Raw genomic sequence first — 12,890 nt, forward strand, 5'->3', positions numbered from 1 at the left:
ATTCAATTATCTATTGTTTGCTCAATTGGCGATATATTATACCAGTTATATTCTATGTCATTACAACTTAAATGTAACGTTCTGCCATCTATTTCAGAACAAATAATGTCAACACCATCTGATACGAATTTTAATTTTACTGGTACAACATCTAAAGATATCAGATTTTTATCTTTTTTTTCTGGACTTTTAAATTTTAAATTTACGTCATTATTTAGTAAATTTGTTGCTAAATAACGATTATTTATAATTATATCAGGAATAAACTCTACTCTTTTTTCATTTGGATAATTATCCTTCGTGTATATATTTCCATTTATATCAGTCAACTTAAAATTAGATACTTTTAAAAATACTTTATTAAATCCATTTTCAAATTTATCATTAGAATTATAATATTTATTTTTGACATCATAATAAAGTCCGATTCCAATTACATCCACTTCTAAACTTTTAAATTTATGAAATTTTTCAGAAATTACAGTTTCTTTTCCAAGAAAAGTATTATCATACCAAGCATACCATTTATTATCGATATATCCACCTGTTGTATTAGATTGTGGAGCTGAAAAGCCTAAATTAAAAACTAAAAATAAATTTAAAAATAATATAATTTTTCTCATAAAATTCTCCCTATTCTTCATTTTAATATTCTTCATCTAAAAATTCCTCTTCAGAAACTGTTGGCACTCCCAAAGTGCTTCCATAAACTTCTACTAAATCTTCATCTACAATTTTAGCACCTTGTTCTTTTATATTTTTTGAAGTTATAGGTAGAATGAATCCATCTGGTAAATTTTTGTAAGCTGTCCTACGCATTTGCATGTGCATTCTTAATATATTGTTATCTGATTTATATTTTACTTGAGCAAGATCTACAAAAAATCCCTAACAAAATAAATTTTCTCACCCCAAATCTCTCCCTTCAAATTTTTAAAATTATTCTTAATTTCTCTCTCAAATTTTAATCTATCGCATGAAATTCCATCGCTAAAGGATCTTTCCCAATTTTTTCAGCCCACTGCATTGAATCTGTTTTTAATTTGCCTGTTTTCTTATTTACTTGATAACTAAATAATCGTGGTGCTACACTTGGATCTCCACCACATTTTTCATTATTACTGCGAATATCAAAATAATAATAATTTTCATCTTCACCCTCTGAAGCCGTTATACAATTAATATCCGCCAAATTATGTTTAATAATAGATTTTCGTACTAATTGATATGCTTCTTCTGAATTGCTTATTGATTTAGTTTTAGCAATTTTTTGTTTTTTTATATTTGTATCAGAAACTAAATCACTAGTGTCCTGATTTTTCTTTCCGCAAGTAACTATACAGAAAGTAATCAAAATTACAGTTAATAATTTTTTCATTATAAATCTCTCCTTCAAATTTTACTATTAATTCACACTCTAAATATATAATAAATTCAAATCCTATAACTCCCGATACTTCACTTCCGTTATTTTCGATATTTTCTCAATAACACCATTTTCTTCCTTTTCTTCCCCAGCATGACTAGTCCCATTCTTATAAACAATTTCCTTCAAGTTCAAGTCTGATTTTTTTAGTAAATCCACTGTTAATAAAATTTGGTTAAGTACGCCTTTTTTATTTTTTGAAACAATGATAACTTCTGAATTTTTTCTAAATTCACACATAAAGTCCAGAATACTGTAGCTTCCTTCCAGCTTTAACAAAAGCCCGCCAGTAATTCTGACAAAGATATAATCATTTTCAACTAATGCCAAATTTATTTTTTCACGCAATTTTATTAAATCAATTTTTTCACTTTCGTTCATTTGACCTTTTATAACAATGCTTTCTATTTTTTTCTTGTCAACTAGCTGCTTTTCATACATTTTTTCAACAAATTTCTTGCCAACGTTAATTTCTGTTCCAACAATAAAATATATTTTCCCTTTTTTATCAGTTCTATACCTTACAATGTGATGTCTACGGCATCTTGCCTCATAATTTTCATTTGCACCAACCATAACTAATGGATCATCATAATAAGCAGGCTCTCCATTAATAAGACGCTGACTCGCATAAGCAGGCTTTCCACAAACCATGCAAATTGCGTGAAGTTTATCTACCTGATCGGCAATGCTCATCAATTCAGGCACAGGCTCGTAAGGCTCTGCCCTAAAGCTCATATCAAGCCCTGCAACAATCACTCTTTTACCATATTCCACATACTTTTTACAAAAATCAACAACTCTTTCTCCAAAAAACTGCACTTCATCAATGCCAATGACTTCTGCATCAACATTTTTTTCCATGATTTCTTCCATTTGAGAAACATCACTTACGGGATAAGCTCTAAAACTGTCATTCCCATGTGAAAACACTCCGTCTTCTCCATATCTGTTATCGATTGCATGCTTAAATGCGACAATTTTCTGCTTTGCATACTCTGCACGCCTAAGCCGTCTTATAAGCTCCTCACTTTTTCCTGAAAACATGCTTCCAGTAACTACTTCCAATGTTCCAATTTTAGAATTTTGTATCATTTTATCTTTCCTTTTCATATTTTTTATTATTCAATGATTTAGATAAATTACGTTTTAAAAAGGGGCTTCTGCCCCATATATTTTTATTTTTTATTTTGTCTAAATGAATCAAACATATTTTTTGCATTACTATATAAAACTTTGACTTCATAAGGCTTTACATTAACTTGGATTTTTTTGTCAGAAATAGCATAATTTTCCTTTAAATTTAGCTGATTTCTATAAAATCCAAATAATTTTGGTACTTGCAACGACAATGGATATTCATCTGACCCGTTATTTACCACTATTATCATTGACTCATTTCCATCTGATATCTCATAGGAAATAAAGTCTGTATTTGGTCTTGCAGGATTTATATCACGACCTTGATACAATTTTGCCCGTCTTTTCTGATCATCTAAATAAGCTGTAATTTCTGAGTCAATACGTCCTTTTGTCTTTGGATCGCTATAGACTTCAAGAATTCTCAACTTTCCATTTCTAAATAAGTTTTTATGTTCCTCACGTATTTTTAATAATGCTCTGTAATGATTTTCAATATCAGAATTACTGTTTACAGGATATGAAATCCACTTTTGAACTTCATTTACTTCCACAACGCTTGGCAAACTTCTAAGCCTATCTTTATATTTGATAATATTGTCAGTTTCATTGTCATAGGGTTCATAATCCTGCCATAACATAGGCTTTCTATTTCTAGGCGAATCTGCTCCCCACATTCCTTTTTCATCTCCATAATAGATAACTGGCGTTGCAGGCAGCATCATTTGCATTGAAACTACTCTTTTCAGTTTACTTACAGCCGTTCCATCATAAAGATCTGGACGAATATTCAAATATCCTTGATCTGACTGATTATTTCTATCATAAACCCTGTTTGGATTTATCATTCCGCTAAAAATTCTGTCCGTATCAAGCGAGCCGATAAACACTTGTGTCATATTAAAACGATTACTTGAATATCTGTTATAAATTTCATTTAATTTTGTTGCAAATTCTACTCCGCCGATACGATAATTCGGATTAGTATTTACAGTATATTTTATAATATTATTAATTATGTTATAATCTGCTCCACTATCATATATTCCATCTTCAATATCTTTTGTAATGCTATTTGAAACTTCCCCTGTAATCAGCAGATCTGGTTTATATTTTTTCAAATTTTCTGTAATATTTGCGATATATTCTTTATTTTCATTGTCATAATAAACATATCTTATCCCGTCAATCCCGTCATCATAAATTTCCTTTTTAAAAGTTCCATCAGGTCCTAAAACCCATTTTTTCATCGCATTTTCAATATAATTTCTAACTTCAGGATTTTTTAAGTCAAGCACAGTATTCTTCAAATACCAGTTTGAAAATTCCTTATTATTTATTGCAAAAAATCTATTTGATGTAGTGTCAGGCGCTACTTCCAGAACAACTTTAAGCCCTTTCTGATGGGCCTTTTTCACAAGGCTCGCCAGTTTTAAGTCAGAATCTGTCCACACCCACGTTTTTGGATCTAGCAAGTCTTCATCAAGCAAGTTTTTATCAGTTTCAGGATTAAAAATAAGCAAATTTAATTCCATATCCCCATTGTTATTATGAACTTTTGATTTTATGTCAAGTCCTTTTGACGTTCCAGTCTGCTCTATGTAGCCAAAATACGGATCAACGTGATTAAAGTAAATTGTGTCGTATTTATGGTTTGAAAGTGAATAAAATGGTGATGATAAAATTATATATTCTACACCAAGATCTTTAATATAATCAAGTTTTTCAATTATTCCTTCTAAGTCTCCACCATAATAACGTGTGTAATTTTGAACATCATTTAACGTATTTTCTTCCCACTCGTTTTTTTCCTCATAATTACTATTCCACTCATTTAGGGAAAATTGCGGCTTCTCATTTCCGCCCCAATACGCTAAAACTAAATCTTTTTTTGATCTTCCTGAACGAATTTCTCCAGTAGGCTCAGCAAAGTCATCTGTCCCAAACTCATTAAAAATCGCATCATTATCCACATCCCCATTTCTAAATGAATCAATGTAAATCTGATATCCTACAGAACCTCTCGCCCATTCTGGAATCGTCGTTAATTTATCTGACCGTGAAAATTCAAATTTTTCTATATCCTTTAAATTTTTTGAAATATTTCTTCCCATATAATATTTTGTCTTGTCATCTGTCAGCACAAAATAGTAACTTGACACGCCGCTTGGAATTTCAGCCATAAAAATTTCATTTCCACCATAGTTTCCAATTCCACGCATCAATTTTTTACCGCCATCATAAACAACTTCTGCAGAATAAATATCATTATTTTTAGTCTTTAACATTACCTTAACATTATTTCCGTTAAGAACTCTAAATTCAGTATCCTCTTTGTGAACTAATGAATTTAAATCAATAATTCCATCATTTCTTTGACTATATTTCAATGATTCATTTGTTTTAGAAATATATGTATTTTCATCTGTTTCATTTGTTTCATTATTATCATCATCATTATCAATTTTTTCTAAATTTTCACTATTTTTTTTATTATTTTTCTTCGCTACACTAATCAAATAATCCTCTTGAATATTCACAGCATCATTTTTTATATTTTCATGAAAATCCTCATTTTGTACTGAAGCTGAAAATGAAACAACTGAACTTATCAAAAATAGCAAAACTTTCATTTTTAATTTAAAACTCATACTTCTCCTCTATTCACCTTAATTTCCCTAGCCGCAGCCAGACAAAAAACTATTATTTTTATATTTTTTTTATTCACATCACCTTCAAATTGCTCTAAAATACTACTTTTAATTTCCCTAAGTGTAGCCCCAGTTGTTATAATATCATCAAGTATCAGAATGTTTTTATTTTTAAAGTCAATATTTCCAGAAATTTTAAAAGCTCCCTTTATATTTTTATTTCTATCTTCCTCATTTAGAATTCCAGCCATTTTTTTCGTATTTTTAATCCGTTCAAGCTGGACATAATTAACCTTTAAGAAATTCAAAATTTCATCAACCTGATTATATCCTCTCTCATTTTTCCTTTTCCTACTGACAGGCACACTCACAACAACATCTATTTTTTCCCTTTTTAAAACATAATAAAATTCCTCTTTTACCAATTCAGCAATTAGTTTTGCCATAATCTTCCTATGATTATATTTATAGGAATAAATCAATCTTTTAAATTCCCTGTTATAATCCCAGACATAGTAAATATTATTTAATTTCTTCAATTTTTTTAGCTTTTTCAAATCATTTCTTGTATCTTTTGATACAATATCACACTCAACCAATTCCTCCCCAGAAATTATATCCCGATTTCTAAATAAAATTCCTTTAAAATTAAATATTATTTTCCTAAAAACTTTAGACTGGATCTTCAACCTTCTGAATTATTTTGGTTGAGTACATTTCCGTATATCCACAGTTTTTACATATTTTCAAATAAAACGTATCAATAGCTATCTTTGCTCCAACAGCCTTTTTGGTAGGAATAGCCACCTTTTTTATTTCAAATATATCCATTCCGCATTTACAGCATTTTTCATCATTTCTCATATAACCACCTCAAAACGCATTTTTTAACCATTCAATATTTCCAGAACCCTTGCTTACTCCAATAATATCATACCTCACATTCTTATCCCAATTTTTTTTCAAAAGATAAGCCTGCGAGCTGGCAAGAATTCTATTCTGCTTCTCCTGTGTCACCATCTCAATCGCTGACCCAAAAAAATTATTCTTCCTATATTTAACTTCCACAAACACCAGTGTCTCGCTATTCTTTTCAAAAAAAATCAGATCAATCTCTCCAAACCTAGTATAAAAATTACTCTCAACAAACGTAAGTCCCTGCAAAATCAAATATTTTTTCGCAATATTCTCATACTTAAACCCAATTTCCCTTTTATTCATCTTTTTATTTTCCATCCCCTTTTTTAAAATATTGTATCATAAATATTTAATCAGTTAATTTTATATTATATGATACCAATTTTTTACTTTTTTTTCAAGACTGAAAATAAGGCATTTACTCTTACTGTAAAAATTTAAATGAAAGTTCACCTTCCAAAAAAACAACATCATTTTTTTTATAAATCACCTCATTTTCAAATTCGATCAAAATTTCTGAATCTAAAATGGATGATTTTACCAGCAAAGAATCTGAATTTATCTGTTTTACCACTTTCACTACAGCTTCTATATGTGGAGAATTTGGCAAAGGCTGCGTAGCACTCAATTCACTGTTCATATCTATTTTCAAATCTTTACGCACATATTGAATAAATAATTCTACTTTGACAATATCCCCTTTGCTAATAGTATCTTTTACATTGTATTCTACAAATGAAACATTCCACTTTTTTCCATTATTTCCCAATTCTTTTATTAACGCCATCCTGTCATATTCATATTTCCTCAAACTCTCTACTATATACATGTCTATTCTTTCTTCTCACTATCTACCAATATCTTCTTCAAAAACGTCTTCCTATGATACTTACAAGCCCCTTTTTCAAGCAAAATCTCCCTATGTTTCTTAGTTCCATATCCCTTATGTTTCTCAAATTCATACTCAGGAAATTCTTTTGCGATTTCACAAAGCATTCTATCCCTCGTAACCTTTGCCACAATCGAAGCCGCCGCAATTGCAATCGACTTGCTATCGCCTTTCACAACGCACTCCTGCTCTCCTTTATACTCACGAATCAAATGATTACCATCAACTAAAACTATACCAAATTCAGATTTTCCCGCCACTTGACTAATCGCTCGACGCATTGCAAGAAACGTTGCATTCAAAATATTCATCTCATCAATTTCCTTTTCCGAAGCAATCCCAATTCCCACAATACAATTTTTTTCTATTGCCTCAAACAACCTTTCCCTTTTTTTCTCAGTCAATTTCTTTGAATCATTAATCTCCTGCAATTCTGGAAAATTCCGATTTACAATAATCGCCCCAGCCACAACTGGTCCAGCCAAAGGCCCTCTCCCAGCCTCATCAACTCCAACAACAATCTTATTGTACTTTTCATCAAATTCCATTAATTCATTTCTTTTGTTTTCTAATTTTTCTTTATCCATAAATTTTTCCTCTATTTTTTGTAATTTATTTAATAGGTTTATTAAATAACTTTTTATAAAACTGCCTTTAAAATATTCAATTTGATAATTTTCAAACACAGTCTAATTAAAAGGTTTCAAACTCAAGCCCACATTTTTTCAGTGCCTTTTTAAAATCTTCTGGCAATTTTGCAATAAATTCCATCTTTTCTTCTGTAATTGGATGTTGAAATTCCAATTTATAAGCGTGAAGCATTTGGCGTTTTTCGATATCTGTTCTGCCGTAGACACTGTCGCCTAAAATTGGGTATCCTAGATGTTTCATGTGAACTCTGATTTGGTGAGTCCTTCCTGTTTCAATATGAACTTTAACAAGCGTAAATTTTTCTGTCTGTGAAATTACTTCATAATTGGTAATTGCTGTTTTTCCTGAATTTAAATCATTTATTACAGTCATTTTCTTTCTGTCATTTTTATCACGTCCGATTTGTGTTACAATTCTTCCACTTTTCTGATTTAGTTTTCCTTTCAAAATCGCAAGATAAGTTTTTTTCACAGTTTTATCATGAAACATTTGCGATAATTTCAGATGTGCCTTGTCATTTTTTGCAATTATTAAAAGTCCGCTTGTGTCCTTATCTAGCCTATGCACAATACCAGGACGGATTTCCCCATTTATTCCCGACAAATCTTTAATGTGATACAAAATTGCATTTACAAGTGTTCCCGAATAATGTCCATTCGCAGGATGTACGACAATTCCAGCTTTTTTATTAATAACTGCCAAATCATTATCTTCGTAAATTATTTTGATATCAATGTTTTCAGGTTTAATTTCAACAGTTTCCAGTTCCGGAATTGCAACTTTTATTGTATCATTTTCTTCAATCTTATAAGCAGGCTTTGTCTTTTTTTGATTTACCAAAATATTTTCATCTTTTATAAGCTGCTGAATACGTGTCCGTGTCAACTCCAGCCTTTCTGACAAAAATTTATCAATTCTGCTTCCAGCTTCTTCTCTCAAAACAACAATATCTTCCTCATTTTCACTATCTATTTCATCTTCAAATTTATTTTCTACTTCATATTTTTTATTCATAATTATTTATTTTTCTTTCTTTTATAATTTTTTATTTCCCAAAATTCTATTCTTTTTTAAAATTTATCCCGTCAATACAATGATTGTAAATCAATTCCTTAATTTCATTCATATCATTAGTTTCGTAAAATTTTACAAGCAATTCCAAAAATTCCTCCTGATATTTTATAGGAACTGAAATAATCCCTGCACCATTTTGAATCATCACTTGATTTGCCGCCATCATGCTTGTCCTTTTATTTCCATCATAAAAAAGCTGGCTTCTCATTAAATATAGCATTAAGTTTATTGCTTTTTCTGTTGCAGAATTTTCACTTTCTAAAATCTTGTTCAAACTGTCATTCACTTTTTCTTTATCAGGAATTTCAGGCTTCCAATCTGTTCCACCCATACTGAGTCCTGGGAAAGGATTTACATTTGCCTCTCCAATAAGTTGATTTATTTTACAGATATAATTTAAATCAATCGGATATTTAATATTTTCCAAAATAAATTCCCACGAATGTTTCAAATTAACAATGGCATTTATATCCTTAATTTTCATATTTTGAATTCCCAGCCCTTGAAAAATTGTTTCAGTCTGAGGATAAGTCACAGCTATTCCTTCCAAATTTGCCGATTTCCAAATTGAATCCACTACATTTCTTTTTGCAACAAAAATATTTTCTTCTAATGTCATTTTATACTTATCTTCCATAAATTCACTCTTTTCTAAAAATTTTTCATCAATTTCTTAACTCTCATCATCACATTTCTGAAAAATGCTCATTTCCTCTGAATACCCTCGATTATGATGATTCTTAGCTAAAATCGCTACTTCCTCATCTACTTTTTCCAGCTTTTCAAAACTTCTTTGTGCGTGATTCTGCAACTGCGTTTTAAATCCTAATTTATGCAAAACTCTCGTTATAATCGACACATTTTCTTTTCCACAGTCGTGCAGAAGTGCCAGTTTAAAATACTTCTCATTATTTTTTAGTTCTGTTTTTTTTATTTTTTTATAAACTTCAAGTGAATGAAACTTATCATAATCAGACATTTCCAAAAATATTTTCTTTTCTTGCTCTGTCAATTTTTTTAGAGCCTCATTCATATAAGCCCTATTAATCTTCGGGTTAAAATACTCCATCGCTTTTCTAATTATATACATTTTTCCAACCTCTTTTACATATTTTTAATTTATATTTAATTTTTTATTAGACCTATCCAATAGCCACATAAACTCAGAATTTATAAATGAAATATATTTCCTATTTTTCTCAATTTCTAAATTTCCTTCACAACTACATCCCCCAAAATTTTCTTCAACTTCCTAATATTTTTTCCCTTTTTACCAATAAACTCCCCTTTATCTTTCTTTTCAACAAAAAATACTGTAAAATAACTATTTTTTTCAATTTTCCTAACTTTGCCAATTTTTTCAATATTCTCTAACTCTTCATTCAAATTATTTATTTTTATTTCAAAATCTGTTTTTTCTAAGTTTGTAATTCCTAGATTTTCTTTTTCAAAATTTTCCCTATTCTCTTTATTTTTCAAAGCCACCAGTTCTTCAATATTTTCCACATCAAAAAATCTCATTTTTTCCAACTCCTCTGAAAACTCAACCTTCTTCAATGTTAAATATTTTCCATCAAGTGCCTTGTCTTTTATACTTAATTTTTTATTTTCAAAGTTTTCATCATTCAACTTTTCAATATCAAACTTCGTGTTATTTAAAATAAAATTACTCATAATCCGCACCTGCTGCGGCAAAAATCCATCTCCCGCAAAATATAGATTACCATTTTCATATTTCACCAAAATTTCTCTTATGTGATTTTTTAATTTTTTCCCCTTTTCTGAAGTAAATTCGTAAAAATCCTTTTTCCCAGACACTTTCTCACAAATCTGATTTATTCTCTCTTCATTATTTTTTACAAGATGTTTTGGATATTTATAAATATAATATCTTTTTTGAATCATCTGTGGAAATTCTAAAAATGGCAATGTTCTTACTATTTTATTAATTTTCAGCCCTTCTATTTCCAAAAATTTTAATTTAAAAAAATCAATAACATCTTTGGAATTTATATAAAGAATATTTTCCTTTGCACTCACATTCGCATCAGTCCTTCCAGCCTGCTGAATTCCTTTGAATATTTTGATTTTGTTACTTTCCAAAATTTTTCTAAATTCTGCTTTTATACTTTTTTTATTCGGATTTTCATCAAAAGAGTTAAACTTTTCTCCATTATATTCTATAAAAAACATGTATCCAAAATATTTTGTATTCTCAAAATCTCTTATTAATTTATCCACTATTATTTCTCCATTTTTTATTTCTTTACTTTATAAATTTCCCTAACATATTTTCCAATCTAAATTTTTCATAATTCAAAATTACTTTATTATTTATTCAATTATAATTGAATATATTTTATCATTTTCTCCAATAAATGTATAGGTACTCTCCTTTAATTTAAAGTAAAAAAAAATCAATTTCTCTATTATTCCATGTTATACTTGACTTATCAAAATTATTTTAAAAATTTAGAGGTGATTATTTATGAAATCAGGTTATGAAATTTTGAATGATCCTTTTCTTAACAAAGGAACAGCATTTACAAAAGAAGAAAGAGAAAAATATGGATTATTGGGACTATTGCCAGCACAATTCCAAACGATAGAAACTCAAGCGAAACAAGTTTACAAACAATTTCAAGCGAAAGATAAATTAATAGAAAAAAGATATTTTTTGATGGAAATTTTTAACACAAATAGAACATTATTTTATTATTTATTTAATGAACACGTTGTTGAATTTATGCCTATTGTTTATGATCCTGTAATTGCAGAAAGTATAGAAAATTACAGCGAATTATTTGTAAACCCTCAGAATGCAGCTTATTTATCAGTAAAAGAACCAGAAAATATAGAAATAATTTTAAAAAATGCCACAAGTGATAGAAATATTCGATTGATAGTTGTTACAGATGCTGAAGGGATTTTAGGAATTGGAGATTGGGGAACTAATGGAGTAGATATTTCAGTTGGAAAGTTAATGGTTTATACTGCTGCAGCTGGAATTGATCCTTCTACAGTTCTTCCAGTTGTGATTGATGCAGGTACGAATAGAAAAGAATTGTTGGAGAATGAATTTTATTTGGGAAATAAATTTGAAAGAGTTAGAGGTGACGAATATTATAATTTTATTGATAAATTTGTAAAAACAGCTGAGAAAATTTTTCCAGATTTATATCTTCATTGGGAAGACTTTGGAAGATTAAATGCTGCTAATATTTTGAAAAAGTATGAAAATGAAATTGCAACTTTTAACGATGACATACAGGGGACAGGAATTATTACTTTAGCTGGAATTTTAGGAGCATTAAAAATTTCTGGTGAAAAACTTACAGATCAAGTTTATATGTGTTTTGGTGCAGGAACTGCTGGAGCTGGAATTGCCAAAAGAATTTTTGATGAAATGATTGAACAAGGACTTTCTGAAGCAGAAGCAAAAAAGCGTTTTTATTTAGTTGATAAGCAAGGATTATTATTTGAAGATACAGAAGGATTGACACCAGAACAAATTCCTTTTGCTAGAAAACATGATGAATTTGAAAATTCTAATGAACTAATAAATTTAGAAGCAGCAGTTAAAGCTATAAAACCAACAATTTTAGTAGGAACTTCAACAGTACCGAAAACTTTTACAAAAGAGATCATACAAGAAATGGCAAAACATACAAAAAGACCTATAATTTTTCCATTAAGCAATCCTACAAAATTAGCAGAAGCATCTGCGAAAGATCTTATTGAATGGACAGATGGAAGAGCTCTTATTGCAACAGGAATTCCATCAGATCCAATAGAATATAAAGGCACTGTTTATGAAATTGGACAAGCTAATAACGCATTAATTTATCCTGGATTAGGACTTGGAATTATTGCAACAAAATCAAGACTTGTAAATGACAAAATAATTTCAGCAGCAGCTCATTCACTAGGAGGAATTGTTGATACAAACAAACCTGGTGCTGCAGTACTTCCACCTGTATCGAAATTAACAGAATTTTCTGAAACAGTGGCACTTGCGGTAGGAGAAAGTGTGTTAAAGCAAAAATTAAATAGAGATCCTGTTGATGATTTAAAAGAAGCAATTAAAAATACAAAATGGATTCCTGAATACAAAAAACTTTAATTAGCTTATTGATTTTTC

Annotated in this window: 15 protein-coding genes; 1 reads left to right on the top strand and 14 read right to left on the bottom strand. The window is 29.6% G+C overall.

Annotated elements, in window-relative coordinates; genetic code table 11:
* Positions 1–2: 2 nt before the first annotated feature.
* The 14 genes from F1564_RS05420 to F1564_RS05485 form a co-directional block, all read right to left on the bottom strand.
* The gene (locus F1564_RS05420) at positions 3–623 is read right to left on the bottom strand and encodes a hypothetical protein (RefSeq protein ID WP_149201911.1); all 621 of its coding nucleotides are present in this window, start codon (positions 621–623) and stop codon (positions 3–5) included.
* Positions 624–645: 22 nt separating this feature from the next.
* Complete coding sequence (locus tag F1564_RS05425) at positions 646–825, bottom strand: hypothetical protein (RefSeq protein WP_026231194.1); 180 nt, start codon at positions 823–825, stop codon at positions 646–648.
* A 139-nt stretch (positions 826–964) separates the two neighbouring features.
* Positions 965–1,378, bottom strand: a complete 414-nt coding sequence (locus F1564_RS05430) for a hypothetical protein (RefSeq protein WP_018449932.1) — start codon at positions 1,376–1,378, stop codon at positions 965–967.
* 63 nt (positions 1,379–1,441) lie between these two features.
* Positions 1,442–2,521, bottom strand: a complete 1,080-nt coding sequence (locus tag F1564_RS10485) for a thymidine kinase (protein WP_018449931.1) — start codon at positions 2,519–2,521, stop codon at positions 1,442–1,444.
* An 83-nt stretch (positions 2,522–2,604) separates the two neighbouring features.
* Entirely contained in the window at positions 2,605–5,217 is a 2,613-nt protein-coding gene (locus tag F1564_RS05440) for an alpha-amylase family glycosyl hydrolase (RefSeq protein ID WP_018449930.1), read from the bottom strand.
* On the bottom strand, positions 5,214–5,906 hold the full coding sequence (locus tag F1564_RS05445; protein ID WP_018449929.1) for a ComF family protein: 693 nt from the start codon (positions 5,904–5,906) through the stop codon (positions 5,214–5,216). The genes F1564_RS05440 and F1564_RS05445 overlap by 4 nt, the downstream gene beginning before the upstream one ends.
* The gene (locus F1564_RS05450) at positions 5,890–6,081 is read right to left on the bottom strand and encodes a zinc ribbon domain-containing protein (RefSeq protein WP_018449928.1); all 192 of its coding nucleotides are present in this window, start codon (positions 6,079–6,081) and stop codon (positions 5,890–5,892) included. The genes F1564_RS05445 and F1564_RS05450 overlap by 17 nt, the downstream gene beginning before the upstream one ends.
* A gap of 9 nt (positions 6,082–6,090) precedes the next feature.
* A complete protein-coding gene (locus F1564_RS05455; RefSeq protein ID WP_018449927.1) occupies positions 6,091–6,438 on the bottom strand; it encodes a YraN family protein in 348 nt (115 codons plus the stop codon).
* A gap of 121 nt (positions 6,439–6,559) precedes the next feature.
* Positions 6,560–6,964 (bottom strand): hypothetical protein, encoded by a 405-nt coding sequence (locus F1564_RS05460; RefSeq protein ID WP_018449926.1) that lies wholly within the window; start codon positions 6,962–6,964, stop codon positions 6,560–6,562.
* A 2-nt stretch (positions 6,965–6,966) separates the two neighbouring features.
* On the bottom strand, positions 6,967–7,653 hold the full coding sequence (locus F1564_RS05465; protein ID WP_269473415.1) for a ribonuclease HII: 687 nt from the start codon (positions 7,651–7,653) through the stop codon (positions 6,967–6,969).
* A 64-nt stretch (positions 7,654–7,717) separates the two neighbouring features.
* On the bottom strand, positions 7,718–8,689 hold the full coding sequence (locus F1564_RS05470; RefSeq protein ID WP_018449924.1) for an RluA family pseudouridine synthase: 972 nt from the start codon (positions 8,687–8,689) through the stop codon (positions 7,718–7,720).
* A gap of 46 nt (positions 8,690–8,735) precedes the next feature.
* Complete coding sequence (locus tag F1564_RS05475) at positions 8,736–9,386, bottom strand: Fic family protein (protein WP_018449923.1); 651 nt, start codon at positions 9,384–9,386, stop codon at positions 8,736–8,738.
* 36 nt (positions 9,387–9,422) lie between these two features.
* Positions 9,423–9,839, bottom strand: a complete 417-nt coding sequence (locus tag F1564_RS05480) for an HD domain-containing protein (RefSeq protein ID WP_018449922.1) — start codon at positions 9,837–9,839, stop codon at positions 9,423–9,425.
* A 116-nt stretch (positions 9,840–9,955) separates the two neighbouring features.
* Positions 9,956–10,990, bottom strand: a complete 1,035-nt coding sequence (locus F1564_RS05485; protein WP_018449921.1) for a pseudouridine synthase family protein — start codon at positions 10,988–10,990, stop codon at positions 9,956–9,958.
* A gap of 247 nt (positions 10,991–11,237) precedes the next feature.
* On the opposite strand from F1564_RS05485, the gene F1564_RS05490 reads away from it, so the two are divergent.
* Positions 11,238–12,872: a malolactic enzyme gene (locus tag F1564_RS05490; protein ID WP_018449920.1), complete on the top strand. Its 1,635-nt coding sequence runs from the start codon at positions 11,238–11,240 to the stop codon at positions 12,870–12,872.
* The last annotated feature ends 18 nt before the right edge of the window (positions 12,873–12,890 follow it).

Origin of the sequence: Leptotrichia shahii (assembly GCF_008327825.1) — a bacterium.
Classification (GTDB): Bacteria; Fusobacteriota; Fusobacteriia; order Fusobacteriales; family Leptotrichiaceae; genus Leptotrichia; species Leptotrichia shahii.

Bases quoted from the DNA above. Each gene is read 5' to 3' on its own strand.
- F1564_RS05420 (WP_149201911.1), bottom strand. From the start codon at position 623: ATGAGAAAAATTATATTATTTTTAAATTTATTTTTAGTTTTTAATTTA.
- F1564_RS05425 (WP_026231194.1), bottom strand. From the start codon at position 825: ATGCAAATGCGTAGGACAGCTTACAAAAATTTACCAGATGGATTCATT.
- F1564_RS05430 (WP_018449932.1), bottom strand. From the start codon at position 1,378: ATGAAAAAATTATTAACTGTAATTTTGATTACTTTCTGTATAGTTACT.
- F1564_RS10485 (WP_018449931.1), bottom strand. From the start codon at position 2,521: ATGATACAAAATTCTAAAATTGGAACATTGGAAGTAGTTACTGGAAGC.
- F1564_RS05440 (WP_018449930.1), bottom strand. From the start codon at position 5,217: ATGAGTTTTAAATTAAAAATGAAAGTTTTGCTATTTTTGATAAGTTCA.
- F1564_RS05450 (WP_018449928.1), bottom strand. From the start codon at position 6,081: ATGAGAAATGATGAAAAATGCTGTAAATGCGGAATGGATATATTTGAA.
- F1564_RS05455 (WP_018449927.1), bottom strand. From the start codon at position 6,438: ATGAATAAAAGGGAAATTGGGTTTAAGTATGAGAATATTGCGAAAAAA.
- F1564_RS05460 (WP_018449926.1), bottom strand. From the start codon at position 6,964: ATGTATATAGTAGAGAGTTTGAGGAAATATGAATATGACAGGATGGCG.
- F1564_RS05470 (WP_018449924.1), bottom strand. From the start codon at position 8,689: ATGAATAAAAAATATGAAGTAGAAAATAAATTTGAAGATGAAATAGAT.
- F1564_RS05475 (WP_018449923.1), bottom strand. From the start codon at position 9,386: ATGGAAGATAAGTATAAAATGACATTAGAAGAAAATATTTTTGTTGCA.
- F1564_RS05480 (WP_018449922.1), bottom strand. From the start codon at position 9,839: ATGTATATAATTAGAAAAGCGATGGAGTATTTTAACCCGAAGATTAAT.
- F1564_RS05490 (WP_018449920.1), top strand. From the start codon at position 11,238: ATGAAATCAGGTTATGAAATTTTGAATGATCCTTTTCTTAACAAAGGA.